The sequence below is a fragment of the Niveispirillum irakense DSM 11586 genome (genome assembly GCF_000429645.1).
Taxonomy (GTDB): Bacteria; Pseudomonadota; Alphaproteobacteria; order Azospirillales; family Azospirillaceae; genus Niveispirillum; species Niveispirillum irakense.
Genome location: NZ_KE386933.1, coordinates 543434 through 562604, shown reverse-complemented (window position 1 = coordinate 562604; position 19171 = coordinate 543434). Strand labels below are relative to the sequence as shown.

Annotated in this window: 16 protein-coding genes; 14 read left to right on the top strand and 2 right to left on the bottom strand. The window is 65.2% G+C overall.

Annotated features, from left to right (window positions below; genetic code table 11):
* The first annotated feature begins 29 nt into the window (after window positions 1-29).
* The 14 genes from G473_RS0116630 to recN all read left to right on the top strand — a co-directional run bounded on the left by G473_RS0116630 (window position 30) and on the right by recN (window position 17971).
* Window positions 30-1517 carry a UDP-N-acetylmuramoylalanyl-D-glutamyl-2,6-diaminopimelate--D-alanyl-D-alanine ligase gene (locus tag G473_RS0116630; RefSeq protein WP_029014038.1) on the top strand — a complete coding sequence of 496 codons (1488 nt, stop codon included), beginning with the start codon at window positions 30-32 and terminating at the stop codon, window positions 1515-1517.
* Window positions 1507-2592 (top strand): phospho-N-acetylmuramoyl-pentapeptide-transferase, encoded by a 1086-nt coding sequence (mraY, locus tag G473_RS0116625; protein WP_029014037.1) that lies wholly within the window; start codon window positions 1507-1509, stop codon window positions 2590-2592. Before G473_RS0116630 ends, mraY begins: the two co-directional genes overlap by 11 nt.
* 7 nt (window positions 2593-2599) lie before the next feature.
* The gene (gene murD / locus G473_RS0116620) at window positions 2600-4000 is read left to right on the top strand and encodes a UDP-N-acetylmuramoyl-L-alanine--D-glutamate ligase (RefSeq protein WP_029014036.1); all 1401 of its coding nucleotides are present in this window, start codon (window positions 2600-2602) and stop codon (window positions 3998-4000) included.
* Window positions 3997-5136, top strand: coding sequence for a putative lipid II flippase FtsW (gene ftsW, locus G473_RS0116615; protein WP_029014035.1), 1140 nt, complete (start codon window positions 3997-3999; stop codon window positions 5134-5136). The genes murD and ftsW overlap by 4 nt, the downstream gene beginning before the upstream one ends.
* On the top strand, window positions 5133-6236 hold the full coding sequence (gene murG, locus G473_RS27390) for an undecaprenyldiphospho-muramoylpentapeptide beta-N-acetylglucosaminyltransferase (protein ID WP_035707551.1): 1104 nt from the start codon (window positions 5133-5135) through the stop codon (window positions 6234-6236). Before ftsW ends, murG begins: the two co-directional genes overlap by 4 nt.
* A 94-nt stretch (window positions 6237-6330) precedes the next feature.
* The gene (gene murC, locus G473_RS0116605; RefSeq protein WP_029014034.1) at window positions 6331-7752 is read left to right on the top strand and encodes a UDP-N-acetylmuramate--L-alanine ligase; all 1422 of its coding nucleotides are present in this window, start codon (window positions 6331-6333) and stop codon (window positions 7750-7752) included.
* Window positions 7752-8687, top strand: a complete 936-nt coding sequence (murB, locus tag G473_RS0116600) for a UDP-N-acetylmuramate dehydrogenase (RefSeq protein ID WP_029014033.1) — start codon at window positions 7752-7754, stop codon at window positions 8685-8687. Before murC ends, murB begins: the two co-directional genes overlap by 1 nt.
* Before the next feature lie 239 nt (window positions 8688-8926).
* Window positions 8927-9859: a D-alanine--D-alanine ligase gene (locus tag G473_RS0116595; protein ID WP_029014032.1), complete on the top strand. Its 933-nt coding sequence runs from the start codon at window positions 8927-8929 to the stop codon at window positions 9857-9859.
* The gene (locus tag G473_RS27385; protein ID WP_051330361.1) at window positions 9847-10761 is read left to right on the top strand and encodes a cell division protein FtsQ/DivIB; all 915 of its coding nucleotides are present in this window, start codon (window positions 9847-9849) and stop codon (window positions 10759-10761) included. The genes G473_RS0116595 and G473_RS27385 overlap by 13 nt, the downstream gene beginning before the upstream one ends.
* Window positions 10762-10776: 15 nt before the next feature.
* Window positions 10777-12057 (top strand): cell division protein FtsA, encoded by a 1281-nt coding sequence (gene ftsA / locus G473_RS0116585; protein ID WP_029014031.1) that lies wholly within the window; start codon window positions 10777-10779, stop codon window positions 12055-12057.
* Window positions 12058-12210: 153 nt separating this feature from the next.
* Window positions 12211-13950: a cell division protein FtsZ gene (ftsZ, locus tag G473_RS0116580; RefSeq protein ID WP_029014030.1), complete on the top strand. Its 1740-nt coding sequence runs from the start codon at window positions 12211-12213 to the stop codon at window positions 13948-13950.
* 330 nt (window positions 13951-14280) lie between these two features.
* The gene (gene lpxC, locus G473_RS0116575) at window positions 14281-15177 is read left to right on the top strand and encodes a UDP-3-O-acyl-N-acetylglucosamine deacetylase (protein WP_029014029.1); all 897 of its coding nucleotides are present in this window, start codon (window positions 14281-14283) and stop codon (window positions 15175-15177) included.
* Between the two features lie 240 nt (window positions 15178-15417).
* Window positions 15418-16245 (top strand): outer membrane protein assembly factor BamD, encoded by an 828-nt coding sequence (locus G473_RS0116570; protein ID WP_035708009.1) that lies wholly within the window; start codon window positions 15418-15420, stop codon window positions 16243-16245.
* 43 nt (window positions 16246-16288) lie between these two features.
* Window positions 16289-17971 carry a DNA repair protein RecN gene (gene recN / locus G473_RS0116565; RefSeq protein WP_029014027.1) on the top strand — a complete coding sequence of 561 codons (1683 nt, stop codon included), beginning with the start codon at window positions 16289-16291 and terminating at the stop codon, window positions 17969-17971.
* 12 nt (window positions 17972-17983) lie between these two features.
* Here recN and G473_RS29450 read toward each other — a convergent pair whose 3' ends face one another.
* Complete coding sequence (locus tag G473_RS29450) at window positions 17984-18559, bottom strand: hypothetical protein (RefSeq protein ID WP_029014026.1); 576 nt, start codon at window positions 18557-18559, stop codon at window positions 17984-17986.
* Window positions 18560-18661: 102 nt separating this feature from the next.
* Window positions 18662-19144: a peroxiredoxin gene (locus tag G473_RS0116555; protein WP_029014025.1), complete on the bottom strand. Its 483-nt coding sequence runs from the start codon at window positions 19142-19144 to the stop codon at window positions 18662-18664.
* Between the last annotated feature and the right edge of the window lie 27 nt (window positions 19145-19171).

Below are 19171 nucleotides of genomic sequence, written 5' to 3'. Positions count from 1 at the left end.
GGAAGGTTCTTGGTAGTGGGGGCGGGCGGATGACGGACATCCTGTGGACGGCGGATGATGTGGCAGCGGCCTGTAATGGCCGCCGGCCCGGTGTCGCCGCCACCCAGCCTGACTGGGCCGCCACCGGTGTCTCCATTGACAGCCGGACCGTGGCGCCGGGGGACCTGTTCATCCCGTTGAAGGGGCCGAATTTCGATGGCCACGCCTTCGTTGCCCAGGCGCTGGAAAAGGGTGCTGCCGGTGCCGTCGTCGCCGATATCCCCGCCGGGCTGGAGCAGGATGGCCGGCTGGTCAAGGTGGATGACACCATGGCGGCGCTGGAGGATCTGGGCCGGGTCGGTCGGCTGAACGCCACCGGCAAAGTCATCGCCGTCACCGGCTCCGTCGGCAAGACCGGCACCAAGGAAGCGTTGAAGGTGGCGCTGGAAAGCCAGGGCAAGACCTTTGCCACCATCGGCAGCCTGAACAACCATTGGGGCGTGCCCCTGTCACTGTCCCGCTTCCCGGCGGACAGCCGGTTCGGCGTGTTCGAACTGGGGATGAACCATGCCGGGGAAATCGGCCCCCTGTCGCGCATGGTGCGCCCGGACGTGGCGATCATCACCACGGTGGAGGCGGTTCATCTGGAGTTCTTCGCTTCCGTCGAAGCCATCGCCGATGCCAAGGCCGAAATTTTTGAGGGCATGGACCCGTCCGGCACCGCCATCCTGCCGCGTGATAATGCACATTTCAGCCGGCTGCTGGCGGCTGCCCGCACCCAGGGCCTGCATGTCCTGACATTTGGCGCCGATCCCAGTGCCGATGGCCGCCTGCTGGATCTGGTGGGTGAGCCGGCTGGCAGCCGCGTGCGGGCCGACATTGCCGGGCACATCGTGGAGTATCGGCTGACCTTGCCGGGCCGCCACCATGCCATCAACAGCTTGGCCGTGCTGCTGGCCGTAAAGGCAGCGGGCGGCGATGTCGCCCAGGCTGCTGCCGCGCTGGGTGGGCTGGCCGCCATCAAGGGCCGGGGCCAGCGCAGCACTGTGGCGCTGCCCGGCGGCGACATTACCCTGATCGACGAGAGCTATAATGCCAGCCCCGTATCGGTGAAGGCCGCGGCAGGTGTGCTGGGGCAGGCCGCCGTGGCGCCCAAGGGCCGTCGCATCGCCGCCCTGGGCGATATGCGGGAACTGGGCGAGCAGTCAGCGGACCTGCATGCCGGCGTGGCACCCGCCCTGGTGGCCGCCGGCTGCGACCTTTTATTCTGCTGCGGCCCCCATATGCGCCATCTGTTCAATGCTGTGCCACCTGCCATGCAGGGCGCCCATGCCGCTGACAGTGCCGCCCTGGCGCCGCTGCTGGCAGCGGCTGTCCGGCCGGGCGATGTGGTGATGGTGAAGGGTTCCGCCGGCAGCCGGATGGGGCTGGTGGTGGACGCCTTGAAAGCCCTCGACTCAAAAAATGACAAAATCAACCCGCAGGGGACGACTGCCGCAATGAACGGCGGGGAACCGAGAGACCACAATGCTTTATAACCTGCTCTATCCCCTGGCGGATGAGTTCCAGCTTTTCAACCTGTTCCGATACATCACGTTTCGGACCGGCGGGGCCATCATGACCGCGCTGGTCATCAGCTTCGTCATCGGCCCCCGTGTCATCCGGTGGCTGAAGTCCAAACAGGGTGAAGGCCAGCCGATCCGCACCGACGGGCCGGAAACCCATCTGAAGAAGAAGGGCACGCCCACCATGGGCGGCCTGATGATCATGATCGCCGTGATCGTCTCCACCCTGCTCTGGGTGGACCTGACCAATATCTATACCTGGATCGTGCTGCTGGTGACGGTGGGCTTTGGTCTGGTCGGGTTTGGTGACGATTACCTGAAGCTGACCAAGCGTAACACCAAGGGCCTGTCGTCCAAGCTGAAGCTGTTCGCCACCCTGCTGGTCGCCATGGTCGCCACCGGCTGGTACCTGATGGTAACGCCGTGGGAGATGGGGACCGGGCTGGCCCTGCCCTTCTTCAAGGATCTGCTGATCAATCTGGGCTGGTTCTACATCCCGTTCGCCATCGTCGTGATCATCGGCTCCTCCCATGCCGTGAACCTGACGGATGGGCTGGACGGGCTGGCCACGGTGCCGATCATGATTGCCGCGGCCTGCTTCGGGCTGATCGCGTACCTGTCGGGCAATGCCATCTTCTCCAACTATCTGGGCATCCATCATGTGCCGGGCACGGGCGAACTGGCCGTGTTCTGCGGCGCGCTGGTGGGCGCTGGCCTGGGCTTCCTGTGGTTCAACGCCCCGCCGGCCATGGTGTTCATGGGTGATACCGGCTCCCTGTCGGTGGGCGGCGCGCTGGGTGCCATCTCCGTCATCACCAAGCATGAACTGGTGCTGGCCATCATTGGCGGCCTGTTCGTGCTGGAAACCCTGTCGGTGATGATCCAGGTGGCCAGCTTCAAGCTGACCGGCAAGCGGGTCTTCCGCATGGCCCCGATCCACCATCATTTCGAGAAAAAGGGCTGGTCGGAACCGACCGTCGTCATCCGCTTCTGGATCATCGCCGTCATCCTGGCGCTGATCGGCCTGTCCACCCTGAAACTGCGCTAAGGGCATCATGATCGATCTCGGCATCCTCAAAGGGCGTAAAGTGGCGGTGATGGGTCTGGCGCGGTCGGGCCTGACCGCTGCGCGCAGCCTGCTGGATGCCGGGGCCGATCTGCTGGCCTGGGATGATGGTGCCGCCGGTCGCAAGGCCGCCACCGATGCCGGCATCCCGCTGACCGATCTGAACAGCGCCGACCTGACAGGTGTGGAAGCCCTGGTCCTGTCGCCGGGCATCCCCCACACCTATCCCCAGCCCAATAATGTTGCCGCCCGCGCCAAGGCCGCCGGCATCCCGCTGGTCAGCGATGTGGAACTGCTGTTCCGCGCCGTGCCGGCACCCTTCTATGTCGGCATCACCGGCACCAACGGCAAATCCACCACCACGGCGCTGACGGCGCATATCTTCGCCGGCACGGGCCGGCCCACCCAGATCGGCGGCAATTTCGGCATTCCGGCGCTCAGCTTCGACAAGCTGGGCAAGGACGGTGTCTATGTGCTGGAAATGTCCAGCTACCAGTTGGAACTGACCCCTTCGCTGGGCTTCGATGCCGCCGTGCTGCTGAACATCACGCCCGACCATCTGGACCGGCATGGCGGGATGGAAGGCTATATCGCCGCCAAGAAGCGCATGTTCCAGAAGGGCGATGGCCGCACCCAGGTCGCCATCATCAGCATCGATGATGAACCCTGCCGCCGCATGGCCGACGAACTGGAGCGCGATTTTGACGGACGTGTCATCCGCCTGTCGGTTGAAGGCGTACCCCCCGGCGGCATCGGCGTGGAAAAAGGCGTGCTGGTGGATGCCACGGAAGGCGCCCCCCACCCTTTCACCGACCTGACGACACTGCCCACCCTGCCCGGTCAGCATAATTGGCAAAATGCGCTGGCCGCCTATGCCCTGGCCCGGGCCGGTGGGCTGACCCATGCCGATATCCTGGACGGGCTGCGCACCTTCCCGGGTCTCGCCCATCGCCAGCAGCAGGTGGCCACGCTGGACGGGGTGCGCTTCATCAATGACAGCAAGGCCACCAACGCCGATGCCGCCGCCAAGGCATTGGTCTGCTACCGCCCGATCTATTGGATTTTGGGGGGCAAGGCCAAGGATACCGGGCTGGCCGGGCTGGAAGATCTGGTCGGTGATGTCCGCCACGCCTTCCTGATTGGCGATGCGACGGAAGCGTTCGCCGGCTGGCTGGCGGATAAGGGCGTGCCGCATACGCGCTGCGGCGTGATGGAAAAGGCGGTGGAAGCCGCGTTTGCCGCCGCGAAGGCAGATGGGGCGACGGCCCCTGTCGTGCTGTTGTCGCCCGCCTGCGCCAGCTTTGACCAATATCCGAATTTCGAGGTGCGGGGTGATGCCTTCGTGGCTGCCGTCCGCAGCCTGACGGCAGCGGAAGGGCACGGCGCATGATCTCCTTTTCCCGGACCGACCAATCCATTCTGGGCCGCTGGTGGTGGACGGTTGACCGCTGGACCCTGGCCACCGTGATCCTGATCGCCGTGATCGGCGTCGTGCTGATCCAGGCGGCCAGCCCCGCCGTGGCCAACCGCATCGGGTTGACCACATTCCACTTTATCGAACGTCACCTGATGATGCTGATCCCGGCATTGGGGCTGATGTTCGCCGTGTCCTTGATGACACCACGGGGTGTCCGCCGACTGGCCATTGGCCTGTTCCTGGGCTCCGTCGCCGGCGTGGTGCTGACCCTGTTCATCGGGGAAGAGATCAAGGGCGCCACGCGCTGGATCCATGTGCCGGGCCTGTCCTCGGTCCAGCCGTCGGAGTTTCTGAAGCCGGCTTTTGCCGTGGTGGCCGCCTGGATGTTCTCCCTGCATCGCAGCGGCAACGGCCAGGGCGGGCAGTTTCCCGGCATCCAGATTTGCATCGGGCTGTATGCCATGATTGTGCTGCTGCTGATGAGCCAGCCCGATCTGGGGCAAACCTTTGTCATCACAGCCGTCTTCTTCGGCCAGTTTTTCCTGGCGGGCCTGCCCATCGTGCTGGTGGCCAGCCTGGTCGTGCTGGGCGTTGGCGGTCTGGTCAGCGCCTATTTCCTGTTCCCGCACGTTCAAAGCCGTATCGACCGGTTCCTGGACCCGGCAGCGGGTGACAATTATCAGGTCGCCCGGTCGCTGGAAGCCTTTGCCAATGGTGGCGTCTGGGGTACCGGGCCGGGCCAGGGCAAGGTGAAAATGTCCATCCCCGACGCCCATGCCGACTTCATCTTCTCCGTCGCGGGGGAAGAGCTGGGGTTGATTTCCTGCGCGATCATCATCTGCCTGTTCGGCTTCATCGTGCTGCGCAGCTTCGCCCGGGCGTCCAATGACCAAAGCCTGTTCGTCATGCTGGCCGCCAGCGGGCTGGCGATGCAGTTCGGCCTGCAGGCGCTGATCAATATGGGCTCGGCACTGCATCTGATGCCGACCAAGGGCATGACCCTGCCCTTCATCTCCTATGGTGGTTCGTCCCTGCTGGCGCTGGGGATCGGCATGGGCATGGTGCTGGCCTTGACGCGCAAACGCTTCGGCCCTGGAGAGAGTGTATGAGCCGCAGACCCATCATCCTGGCGGCCGGCGGCACCGGCGGCCACATGTTCCCGGCAGAAGCGCTGGCGCGTGCCCTGATGGCGCGCGGCCGCACGCCGATCCTGGTCACCGACCTGCGCGGCAAGGCGTTTGGTGAGGCGCTGCCCGATGTGCAGGTGGAACGCATCCCCGCCTCCAATGGCGGGGCCGGCATTGGCGCCAAGCTGCGCATGATGGTGGATCTGGTGCGCGGCACGGCAGAGGCGCGGCGGCTGGTGCGGCGGTTGAACCCGGCCGTGGCTGTGGGCTTTGGCGGTTACCCTTCCGTCCCCACCATCTTTGCCGCCCAATCCGCTGGCATCGCCACCGTGCTGCATGAACAGAATGCCGTGCTGGGCCGGGCCAACCGGCTGCTGGCCGGCAAGGCGCGGCTGATCTGCACCAGCTTTGAAGAGGTGCAGGGCCTGGGCGCCGCCGACGGGCAGCGCATCATCCGCACCGGCAACCCGGTACGCGCCGATATCCAGGCTTTACGCGATGCCCCCTATCCTGCCCCCGTTCCGGGCGGGCCGCTGAACCTGCTGATCACCGGCGGTAGCCAAGGTGCCAGCATCTTCGGCGAGGTCGTGCCCCGCGCCATTGAGATGCTGCCTGACGATCTGCGCTACCGGCTGAAGATCGTGCAGCAGGCGAGAGCGGAGAATATCGAGGTCGCGCGCAAAGCCTATTACGAGATGGGCATCGACAATGAGCTGGCGACCTTCTTCAAGGACATGCCGCACCGGCTGGCCGGCTGCCATCTGATGATCGGCCGGTCCGGTGCCGGTACGGTGGCGGAACTGACGGTGGCCGGGCGCCCGTCCATCCTGGTCCCCTACCCCCATGCGATGGATGACCACCAGACCGCCAATGCCCGCGCCATCGCGGCGGCGGGCGGGGCCTGGATCATGCCGCAGGATGAGTTTTCGCCCCTGGTGCTGGCGGAAAAGCTGAAAGCCCTGATGGCCGATCCATCGGCCCTGTCCCGTGCCGCCCAGGCCGCCGCCGCCTGGGCCATCCCGGAAGCGGCTGACCATTTGGCCGACCGTGTATTGGCCCTGGCCGACGGGGCCGGTGCTTGACGTGATGCCGCCGGGCGGGCCATCAACCCGCCCCACGCGCCTTTGTGCATTTTCCGCGGACCGCCATCCGCGTCCTTTGGTTGGAGTGTAAGCCATGCGGGCCCTGCCGCTGAATATCGGAACGCTGCATTTTGTCGGCATTGGCGGCATTGGCATGTCCGGCATCGCCGAGGTGCTGCACAATCTGGGCTATGCCGTCCAGGGCAGTGACATGTCCGACAACTACAATGTCCAGCGGCTGCGTAAGCTGGGCATCAAGGTGGAGATCGGGCACCGGGCGGAAAATCTGGGCGAAGCGGCGGTGCTGGTGATCTCTTCCGCCGTGAAGAAGGACAATCCCGAGGTGGTCGCCGCCCGCGCCGGCATGATCCCCGTGGTCCGCCGGGCGGAAATGCTGGCCGAACTGATGCGCCTGAAATGGTCTATCGCCGTGGCAGGCACCCATGGCAAGACCACCACCACCAGCCTGGTCGCGGCCCTGCTGGAAGGCGGCGGCATGGACCCGACCATCATCAATGGCGGCATCATCAATTCCATCGGCACCAATGCCAAGCTGGGCAGCGGTGAATGGATGGTGGTGGAAGCGGATGAGAGCGACGGCACCTTCACCAAGTTGCCCTCCACCATCGGCATCGTGACCAATATGGATCCGGAGCATCTGGACCATTACGGCACGTTCGAGGAGGAGCGGAAGGCCTTCGACCGGTTTGTCGAGAATATCCCCTTCTATGGTTTTGCCGCCCTGTGCATCGACCATATCGAAGTGCAGGCCATGCTGGGCCGCATCGACCGCCGCGTCGTGACCTATGGCTTCTCCCCCCAGGCCGATGTGCGCGCGGTGAATGTGGAAACCAATACCCGCGGCTGCTTCTATGATGTCGCCATCAATGACCGCGCCCAGGACGAGGCGCGGACCATTACCGGCATCCATCTGCCCATGTATGGGCTGCACAATGTCCAGAATTCCCTGGCTGCCGTGGCCGTAGCCGTCAATCTGGGCATCAATGACGAGGCGATCCGTCAGTCCTTCGCCAAATTCACCGGGGTGAAGCGCCGCTTCACCAAGACCGGGGAAAGCAATGGCGTTGTGGTGATCGACGATTACGGCCACCATCCGGTGGAAATTGCCGCCGTGCTGAAGGCGGCGCGCATGGCCGGGTCGGGGCGTACCATCGCCGTGGTCCAGCCGCACCGCTACAGCCGCCTGCAAAGCCTGTTTGCCGATTTCTGCACCTGCTTCAACGATGCAGACACGGTGATCGTGTCCGACATCTACGCCGCCGGGGAGCAACCCATCCAGGGGGCGTCGCGCGATGATCTGGTGGAAGGCTTGCGCGTTCACGGCCATCGCGACGTGCGCGCCTTGTCCGGCCCCGATGCCCTGCCCGCCCTGGTGCGGGAGATCGCCAAGCCCGGCGATATGGTGGTCTGCCTGGGCGCCGGCACCATTACCCAATGGGCCAATGCCCTGCCGGCGGAACTGGACAAGCTGCACACGCTGGGGGGCGCCATCTGATGTCCGCGCCGTCGCTGCATGACCGGATCCGGAAAGAAGCGCCCGACCTGCGCGGGCGGCTGACCGCCGACGCTCCGCTGGGCCCGACCACCTGGTTCCGTGTCGGCGGAACTGCGGAACTGCTGTTCCGTCCGGCTGATGCCGATGATCTGGCCTATTTCCTGGCCCGCTGTCCCGCCGATGTGCCGGTGACGGTGATCGGCGTCGCCTCCAACCTGCTGGTCCGTGATGGCGGGGTGCCCGGCGTGGTGATCCGCCTGGGCGGTCCCTTCGCCGATATCCGTGTGGAAGGCGACATGATCATTGCCGGTGCTGGCGCACTGGACCTGAATGTCGCGCTGACGGCACAGCAGGCGGGGCTGGCGGGGCTGGAATTCCTGTCCGGCATCCCTGGCACCATCGGCGGTGCCATCCGCATGAATGGTGGCGCCTATGGTGCCGAACTGGTGGATGTGATTGACAGTGCCGACGGCGTGGACCGGCAGGGCAATCACCGCCGCTGGACCCGCGAGGAGCTGCACCTGACCTATCGTCATTGCGGCCTCGCGGATGATGTGGTTTTCACCGCCGCCACCCTGCGCGGCCGCCCCGACGATGCCGATGCCGTGAAACAGCGGATCGAGGCGATCCAGCAGGCCCGCGCCGACAGCCAGCCGGTCCGCGCCCGCACCGGCGGTTCCACCTTCGCCAACCCGGAAGGGCACAAGGCCTGGCAGTTGATCGACCAGGCCGGATGCCGGGGCCTGACCATCGGCGGCGCCCAGATCAGCGAGAAACACTGCAATTTCCTGCTCAATCTCGGCACCGCAACAGCAGCGGATATCGAGTCCCTGGGCGAGGAAGTACGTCGCCGGGTAAAAGCAACCAGCGGTATCGACCTCCGGTGGGAAATACGTCGCATCGGCTTACCCCGTTCGACCGGAGGGGCCGGATGACATATCCCATAAGCCCCGGCCACGACTCCGTCGCTCTTGCTTTCGGTTCATCGCCCTCGCCTTTTTTAAAAGGGCGGCAGATTGGCGCTTGCGGCGGCACGAATCGTCGCTTACACCGGATTTTGTGGGACGAACGGGACGTCACCACACCAAATCTTGCGGTAGCGACTTTTGTAACAGGAAGTCCGGTTGGGGCGGCCACACCTGACGAAGGCGTGGTCGAGGGGGAGTCTGGTATTATGAGTGAAGTCCACGCGAAGCATGTCGCCGTCCTGATGGGGGGCTGGTCTGCCGAGCGTGAAGTATCCCTGGTCAGCGGCACCAACATCGCCAAGGCGCTGGAGCAGAAGGGATACCGCGTCACGCGCGTGGATGTCCGCCGCGATCTGGCCGCCCTGATCCGCGACCTCAGCCCCCGTCCTGACGTCGTTTTCAACGCCCTGCATGGCAAGGGCGGTGAGGACGGCTTGATCCAGGGCGTGCTGGAATATATGGGCCTGCCCTATACCCATTCCCCCGCCATGCCATCCGCCCTGGCCATGGACAAGGCGATGACCAAGCGCCTGCTGGCCACCGTCGGCATGCCGGTGGCCGAAGGGGTGATCGTGACCAAGGAACAGGTGCTGGCCGGCCATGTGCTTCCCCCGCCCTATGTCGTGAAGCCGGTGGATGAAGGCTCGTCCGTGGGTGTGCGCATTGTGCAGCAGGGCGACAATTACACCGTGCTGGCCGAGGATGGCTGGCTTTACGGTGCCCGTGTGATGGTGGAAACCTTCATCCCCGGCCGCGAACTGACCGTGGGCGTGATGGGCGACCGCGCCCTGGCCGTGACGGAAATCGTGCCCGTGAAGGGCTTTTACGATTACGACGCCAAATATGCCCAGGGCGGCTCCATCCATGTCTGCCCGGCAGAAATCCCCGATGACGTGACGGCGGAAGCCAAGCGTCTGGCGTTGCTGGCGCATGAAACGCTGGGCTGCACCGGCGTGTCGCGGTCCGATTTCCGCTGGGATGACAGCAAGCCCGGCGCCAGCGGCCTCTGCTTCCTGGAAACCAATACCCAGCCCGGTTTCACCCCCACCTCCCTGCTGCCGGAACAGGCGGCGGCGGTGGGCATCTCCTATGCCGATCTATGTGCCTGGATAGTGGAGCATGCCCGATGCCACGCGTAGCGTCTGCCAGCCCCATCCCGGATAATCCCCGCGCCCGTTTCGCCGAAAAGACGAAGCGGGCGACCTTGCGTGCAACGCAGGAGGCCAACCGCCGCCGCGCCATGCCGCGCTGGGCCGGCCCCGCCATGCGGATCGGCCGCCGCCTTGCCCCGGCCTTGTTGCTGGGCGTGGTCGGTATCTGGGGCTGGGCCAGCGGGCAGGCGCAGATGGTGACCAGTGTGGCGGTCGATAAATTCATGCACGCTTCTGTGGAGGCTGGCCTGTCGGTGCGCGAGGTTTTTGTCACCGGACGGGAAAAGGCCGATGGCCCGCAATTGCTGGCGGCGCTTGGCGTGGAATATGGCGGCCCCATCCTGGCTTTCGACCCCCATGCCGCGCGCGCGGCGCTGAAGGCCATTCCCTGGGTGGAGGAAGCGCGGGTTGAACGGCGGCTGCCGGACACGATCTTCGTCGCTATCCGGGAACGGGTGCCGATGGCGCTGTGGCAGAATGACCAGCAGTTGTCGCTGATTGATGCCGATGGCGTAGTGCTGACGGCGGATGACCTGTCGCGCTGGCCCAACCTGCCGCTGCTGGTGGGCGCCAATGCCCCGGCACGCGGGCCGGAACTGCTGCGCCTGCTGGCGGCGGAACCGACCATTGCGGACCGGGTTGAAGCCGCCGTGCTGGTCAATGGCCGGCGCTGGGACTTGCGGCTGAAGAACAAGGTGGATGTGCGCCTGCCCGAACATGATGTGGCGGCCGCCCTGCACCAGCTCGCCATGGTCCAGCAGACCAATCAGGTGCTGGACAAGGATGTCGTGGCGATAGACCTCAGGATGCCCGACCGTATGGCGGTGCAGACCTCGGCCATGGCCGCCGATATCCGGCGCAAGCCGCCCGAAAAGAAACAGAAGATCTGAGGAGGCGGCGAGAACATGGCATTTCCCGGCGCCCTCACCCAACGCAAAGGTCCGCGCAAGGTGACGCGGGGCGGCACCATCGCCGCCCTGGATGTCGGCTCGACCAAAATCGTCTGCTTCATCGCCAAGGTGGAAGAGGCCGGCGGCATTCGTGTGACCGGCATTGGCCATCAGGTCAGCCGCGGCGTGCGGTCCGGCGGCATCGTGGATATGGAGTTGGCGGAAACCGCCATCGGCACCACCGTGCATGCGGCGGAGACCATGGCCGGGGAACAGATCCGCGAGGTTCTGGTCAGCCTGTCCGGCGGCCAGCCCGAAAGTCAGACCCTGACAGTTGAAACGCTGGTCACGGCGCCGGAGATCGGCGACGGCGATGTGCGCCGCGCCCTGGCAGAAGCGCGAAAGCTGGACGTGTCGCCCGATGCGGCGCTGATCCATTCCATCCCCATCGGCTATGCCATTGACGGGTCCCGCGGTATCCGCGATCCGCGCGGCATGGTGGGAGAACGGCTGGGCGTGCGGATGAATGTGGTCACCGCCGCCGCCAGCCCCGTGCGCAACATCTCCACCTGCGTCGGGCGCTGCCATCTGGGGGTAGAGGGCTTCGTGATGAGCCCCTACGCCGCCGGCCTGTCCTGTCTGGTGGAAGATGAGATGGAGTTGGGCGTCACCGTCATTGATATGGGCGGCGGCACAACTTCCATGGCCGTCTTCAATGATGGCAAGATGATCTGGTGCGACAGCATCCCGCTGGGCGGTGTGCATGTCACCAACGATATTGCGCGCGGCCTGACCACGCCGGTGGTCCAGGCCGAACGGCTGAAGACCCTGCATGGCAGCGCCGTCGCCGCCGTCTCCGACGAGCGGGAGATGATCGACGTGCCCCAGGTGGGCGAGGAAGAGCGCGGCCTGTCCAACCATGCGCCCAAATCGCTGCTGGTCGGCATCATCCAGCCTCGGCTGGAAGAGATTTTCGAACTGGTGGCCGGACGGCTGGATGCATCCGGCGTCGCCAAGGCTGCCGGGCGCCGCGTCGTGCTGACCGGCGGTGCCAGCCAGCTTTCCGGTGTGCGGGAACTGGCGGCCAGCGTGCTGGACAAGCAGGTGCGGCTGGGCCGTCCGCTGCGCATCGGCGGGCTGGCGGCCAATGTCTCCGGCCCCTCCTTTGCCGCCGCCGCCGGGCTGCTCTCCTATGCCCTGCAACAGAATCACGAATTGCCGGTCCTTCCCCCGGCCGAGGAAAGGGGCACGGGCCTGTTCACCCGTGTCCAGCACTGGCTGAGGGAAAATCTATGACCCGACGATCCGCCCGAAGACCGTGGCCCAGGCCAGTGCCCGCCCCTCGGCAGCCGACAGCCTGATCCTTAACGCCACTCCGCCAATCGCCAGCCCGCGCCGCCCAAGCCTAACGGGCACACCAATTCCCTCCCCCGCCAGAGGAGCCCCGCCATGTCCCTGAAACTCGGTATCCCCAGCGTTGAAGTCCAGACCAAGCCCCGCATCACCGTGTTCGGTGTTGGTGGCGCTGGCGGCAACGCCGTCAACAACATGATCCGTTCCAACCTGGAAGGGGTCGAGTTCGTGGTGGCCAACACCGACGCCCAGGCCCTGCAGGGCAACCTGGCCAGCAAGCGGGTGCAGCTTGGTAGCACCATCACCCGCGGCCTTGGCGCCGGCTCCCGCCCTGATGTGGGCCGCGCCGCCGCGGAAGAACAGCTTGAGGAGATCCTGGGTCACCTCAACGGCACCAACATGTGCTTCATCACCGCCGGCATGGGCGGTGGCACGGGTACGGGTGCCGCCCCTGTGATTGCACGGGCCGCACGCGAACAGGGCATCCTGACCGTCGGCGTGGTCACCAAACCCTTCAATTTTGAAGGTGCGCACCGGATGCGCACGGCGGAAAGCGGCATTGGCGAGTTGGCCCAGTATGTCGATACGCTGCTGATCATCCCGAACCAGAACCTGTTCCGCATCGCCAACGAGAAGACGACCTTCGCGGACGCCTTCAAGATGGCCGACGATGTGCTGCATGCCGGCGTGCGTGGCGTGACCGACCTGATGGTCATGCCCGGCCTGATCAACCTGGACTTTGCCGACATCCGCACCGTGATGAGCGAGATGGGCAAGGCCATGATGGGCACGGGCGAGGCCGAGGGCGGCAACCGCGCCATCGACGCCGCCGAGGCCGCAATCAACAATCCGCTGCTGGACGATATCAGCATGAAGGGTGCCCGCGGGGTGTTGATCAACATCACCGGCGGCCACGACATGACCCTGTTCGAGGTGGACGAGGCCGCCAACCGTATCCGCGACGAGGTGGACCCCGAAGCCAACATCATCTTCGGTTCCACCTTCGACGAGGATATGTCCGGCAAGATGCGGGTCTCTGTCGTCGCCACCGGCATCGACAATGCTCAGCAGCTTCGCCCGCCGGCCCAACCGCAGCTTCAGGTCGTTGCTGGCAGCAATGGCGCTGCTGGCGCCGCCCGTCGTCCGGCGGCCCCGCCGGCACCGGCCATCCCCACGGCCGGCACCCCCATTCCGCCGCGTCCGGCCATGCAGCCGGCGCCGATTCCCGGTACTGCTGGCAATCACTTTGCCGCTATGACCCCCGCACCGGTGCCCGGCAGCGTGGCCATGCAGCCCGCCCCGCAGGCCCCTGCCCAGCCGGCCGCCGAACAGGTGGCGGAAGCCCCGGTTGAAACTGTCCCGGCACCGCAGGCCCCTGCCGCACCGCAGCCCGTCGCGCGTGAATTGCGACCGATGGACATGCATCCGCAGCATCCGCCGGCCCAGCCGCGCCGGGACGAGGCCTTCATTCCGCCCCGTCCGGCAGAAGGAGCACCGCGCAGCCAGACCGTGCCGGAACGCTTCAACCCGCCGCATGCACAGCCGCAGGAAAAGCGCGGCCTGTTCAGCCGGATGTTCGGTTTGGGTGGCAACAGCCAGCCGGCCCCGCAGCCCCAGCGCGCACCGGCCCCGGCGCCCCAGGCACCGCAGCAGCAGTTCACCCAGGCCCCCCGCGCACCGCAGCAGCCCCAGCAGGCTGCCCATGCACCGGCCCCGCAGCAGCAGCCCCATCACCCCGCCCCGCAGCAGGTGGAGCAGGCCCCCCGCGCTCAGGCCCCGCAGAGCGAGGAGGACATGCTGGACATTCCCGCCTTCCTGCGGCGGCAGGCGAACTGAACAACGTTCGAAATCAATAGTTTATCGCGTCGCACAAGAGGGGCCGGCCCGGCGGGGGTCGGCCCTTTTTGATTCCACCTCGATGAAACAGGGCGAAATTGTGACGCTGGATCAGCGCGTTACCATCCGTCCATGTAACAATCGGTAATAAAGAGTGATTTGTATATGGCGCGGTGGGGCGGCATGTTGATGGTGTGAACGGTTGCCGACGCCGCATCGCAGCACCTGTGGGAGGTGATGGGATGCAAAAGCCTGGGAGGGCTGGTACAGGCGGCGCACCCATTCACATTCGGGGGCGTGTCTAGAATTGATCGGAAAAGGGGACATCCCATGTCCTGGCAACAGACTCTGAAATCATCGATCGATTGCATGGGCATCGGCCTTCATAGCGGCCGTAAGGTCCACCTGACCCTGCGCCCGGCTCCGGTCGATACCGGCATCGTCTTCATCCGCACCGATGTTCCGGCCGAAAAGGCTGTGATTCCGGCGCGCTGGGACCTCGTGTCCGACACCCGTCTCTGCACCCTGTTGCGTAACGACCATGATGTGACCATCGGCACGGTGGAACATCTGATGGCGGCACTGCGCGGCTGCGGCATCGACAACCTGTATGTTGAGGTGAGCGCGCCTGAAGTGCCGATCATGGACGGCAGTTCCGCCCCCTTCATCTTCCTGATCGAATGCGCTGGCATCGCCACGCAGGAGAAGGCCCGCCGCGTGATCCGCGTGCTGAAGGAAGTGCAGGCGGTAGATGGTGACAAGGTCGTGACGCTGAGCCCGGCCCCTGTTTCCAGCTTCCGGGCGGAGATTGTCTATGACAATACGGCCCTTATCCGCCGCCAGGAAAGCTCGCTTCGCCTGACCGATGGCAGCTTCAAGAACGAGGTTTCAGCCGCCCGCACCTTCGGCTTCGCCCATGAGGTGGAGCAGATGCGCAAGGCTGGCCTGGGCCTCGGCGGCTCCCTGGACAATGCCATCGTCATTGAAGGCGACCGGGTGCTGAATGAGGGCGGCCTGCGTTATTCGGATGAGTTCATCCGCCATAAGATCCTGGACGCAGTGGGCGACCTTTATCTGGCCGGCGGCCAGATCCTGGGCCATTACCATGGCATCCGGGGTGGTCATGCGATGAACAACGCCATCCTGCGCGTCCTGTTTGCCGATCCCACCGCTTACCGGATCGAGGATGCCCCGGTCTGGCATGAGGAACTGGCCACGGTGGCCTGATTCAGTATCGATCAGAAAAGGGCGGGTTCCCGACAGGGCCCGCCCTTTTTCTTGGCCTCCCTACCCCTGAAAAGGGCTGGACACGCCGGATAAAGGCCTCTCTGCCACGCTTCCGCCCTGATTTAACGGCAAAAGCGATCGGGTTGGGGCCATTCGCACAGTTTGCCGCTTGGCGGGTGCGGTCCCACGCGTGCTATAAGGCTTCCCGCATTAATGCCCGCAGCTTGGTTGTCCCTGCCGATGCTTCGTACGCCTCGTTCCACCCGCCCGCTGTCCGTTGCCCGTTACATGGTGCCGGCCGCTTTGCTGTTCCTCACCGCTTGCTCCGGCAAGAAGGAGGAGATTCCCTATGTGGAACGCCCGGTGGAGCAGATCTACGCCGAGGCGTCGAACGCCATCGACAGCCGGAACTACACAAAGGCGGCCCTGCTGTTCGACGAGGTCGAACGACAGCACCCCTACAGCCAATGGGCTGTGCGGGCGCAGCTTATGTCCGCCTATTCCCATTATCAGGCGCTGCGCTACGATGACGCCATCGCCGCGCTGGATCGCTTCATCTCGCTGCATCCCGGCAACCGCAGTGCGGCTTACGCCTTCTATCTGAAGGCGCTGTGCCAGTATGAGCGGATTACCGATGTGCGCCGCGACCAGTCCACGACCTATGAAGCGCTGAACGCCCTGAACGAGGTGGTGCGCCGCTTCCCCACCACGCCTTATGCCCGCGACGCGCGGCTGAAGATCGACCTGACCCGCGATCATCTGGCCGGCAAGGACATGGAGGTCGGTCGCTTCTACCTCGCCACCGGTGAATATATGGGCGCCATCAAGCGCTTCCGCCGCGTGATTGACGAGTATCAGACCACCAGCCATGTGCCGGAGGCGCTGCATCGCATGGTGGAGGCTTATCTGGCGCTTGGCATCCGCGAAGAGGCACAGGTGAACGCCGCCTTGCTGGGGCATAATTATCCCGGCAGCACGTGGTATCAGTACAGCTATGCCCTGATCTCGCGCACGGAACGGGGGGAAAAGCCCTCCTTCATGACCCGCGCCGTGGACTGGCTGTTCTAACCCTTCTCCCAAGCCCCCTTCCCTTCCCGGATGCGGTGACGTCATGCTGGTAACCCTCTCGATCCGCGACATCGTCCTGATCGAACGGCTGACATTGGCCTTTCAGCCCGGCTTGTGCGTTCTGACCGGGGAGACGGGGGCCGGTAAATCCATCCTTCTGGATTCGCTGGGTCTGGCGCTTGGCGCCCGCGGTGACAGCAGCCTCGTCCGTCATGGCAGCGACCAGGCCGGGGTGACGGCGGAATTCGACCTGTCCCGCCAGCCCGACCACCCCGCCTTCGCCATCCTGCGGGAGCAGGAGCTGGAGGTGGAAGACACGCTGGTTATCCGCCGGACCCTGACCGCGGATGGCCGGTCGCGCTGCTTCATCAACGACCAGCCGGTTGGCGTCACGCTGCTGCGCCGGCTGGGCGAGACGCTGGTGGAAGTCCACGGCCAGTTTGATACCCATGGTCTGCTGGACCCCCGCACCCATCGCGACCTGCTGGATGATTACGCCCAGATCGCGACGCAGGGCCAGCAGGTGGCTGCTTCCTGGCGGGCATGGCGGCAGGTGGAACAGGCCCGCCTGACCGCCGCCGAGGATGCCGCCCGCGCCCGCGCGGAAGAAGAATATCTGCGCCACGCGGTGGAGGAACTGGACCAGCTTGCCCCCGAAGAGGGTGAAGAGACCGCGCTGGCGGAAAAGCGCGTGGTACTTCAGCACCGCGAAAAGCTGATTGACGGCATCACCCAGGCCTATGGCGAGTTATCCGGCGAGCGCGGCGCAGAACGCGCGCTGGCCAGCGCGCTTCGCACCTTGTCACGACTGGCAGAGCGGGCCGGGGGCCGGCTGGATCCGGTGATCACCGCGCTGGACGAAGCCGCCAATGATGTCAGTGAGGCGGCGCGGTCCCTGCAGGCCTTGTCTGCCGACATGGATAGCGACGGCGGCAACCTGGACCGGATTGAGGAAAGGCTGTTTGCCCTGCGCGCTGCGGCACGCAAACATGGCACGGATGTGGACGGGCTGGTCGGGCTGCGGGCGGAGATGGGCCGCAAGCTCTCCTTGATCGAGGATCAGGGCGACCTGTTGCAGAAGCTGGCCGGTCAGGCCGAAACCACCAAGGCCGCCTATGTCACCGCCGCCAAGGCCCTGTCCGCCGCCCGCACCAAGGCTGCCGCACAGTTGGACAAGGCCGTCGCCGGCGAGTTGAAGCCACTGAAACTGGAAAAGGCGCGATTCGTCACCAAGGTGGCGCCGCTGGAAGAAGAAGGCTGGGGCCCCGGCGGCATCGACGATGTCGCCTTCCAGGTGGCCACCAATGTCGGTGCCCCGCCCGGCCCGCTGGCCAAGATCGCTTCCGGTGGTGAATTGGCCCGCTTCATGCTGGCGTTGAAGGTCGTGCTGGCCCAGGTCGGCACCGTACCCACCCTGGTGTTCGATGAGGTGGATACCGGCGTCGGTGGGGCCGTGGCCGATGCCATTGGCGAAAGGCTGGCGCGGCTGGGTGGCCATGATTTGCAGGTGCTGGTGGTGACACACAGCCCGCAGGTGGCCGCACGCGGCGCCCACCATTGGCAGGTGCGTAAGAAGGCCGCCGGGGGGCGTACCGTCACGGAGGTTCATCCCCTGTCCCGGACGGAGCGGCTGGAAGAACTGGCCCGCATGCTGTCCGGCGCAGAAGTGACCCAGGCCGCCCGCGCCGCGGCGGAAAGCCTGCTCTCTTCCCCACCGCTGCTGTAAGGAAAGCGCCTCTCAGGGCAGCACCCACCGCGTCATGGTGGGGAATGGTGGCAAGCTGCTGTTGCTTAGCAGCGCGGCGATGCCGCAAGGGCCGGTCATGCCATTGGCGATCAGGTGCATCAGGCCCGGATAGTTCCCCTGATGGATCAGTTGGAACAGCCGCGTGTGGCCGGCACTGTCCATCTTGTAGCTATTCTCGAAAAAGACCGTATCCAGCGGCAGGGTCAAGGCCGTCAGCGCGGCACAGGACCAGGCCAGCGCCATCACTTCCCCACTCACCAGGGCGCGCTCCGCAATGGCACGGCTTATCGGCTCTGGCTCCGGATCATCGTCCAATGCCGCCTCCAGCGTGGCGGTCACATCCGACCCCACCTGGGCCCGATAGCGACCGGGAATGACCGCCAGATGCCCCGCCTCATGCAGCAGATCGCCAGAAATATAAAGATGGGCAGGATCGACCCACAGCGCACCATCCACGATCCGCACGCCAGGCAGAAAGCCATCGGGCCCATAATCCCCGACATGGACACCAATGCCGACCTGTCGAAGGAAAGCGACAATGACGTCGAAATGATTCGCGGCCAGCAAAATAAAAGCCCACCACAGCCAGGGATGGTGGCCATGATGGGCTTTACGCGCAGAACATGCAAGCCCATCAGCCCTTGAGAAGGGCGTGAAGGGCCGGCAGGATCAGAGATGCTTCAGGATGTAATCGGCGCTGGACACTTCAAACGCGCCGGGCTTCTCCACCTCAACGCGGGTGACCACGCCATCTTCGGCCACCAGGGCGAAGCGCTGGCCGCGCAGGCCCAGATTATAGGCCGTGCCGTCCATTTCCAGGCCCAGAGCCTTGGTCAGGGTGCCATTGCCATCCGGCAGCATGGTGACCTTGCCGGCGACATTGGCCGACTTGCCCCAGGCCTGCATCACGAACGGGTCATTGACCGCCAGACAGACGATCTCTTCCACACCCTTGGCCTTCAGGGCCTCTGCCTGCTCGACAAAGCCCGGCAGGTGCTTGGCGGAGCAGGTGGGGGTGAAGGCACCGGGGACGGAGAACAGGACCACCTTCTTGCCCTTGAACAGATCGTCGGTGCTGATCTCCTGCATGCCCGACTCGGTCAGGTGCTTCAGCGTGACCGACGGAATATGATCGCCAACCTTCACGGACATCTTTGGTCTCCCCACAGGGTGAGTGAT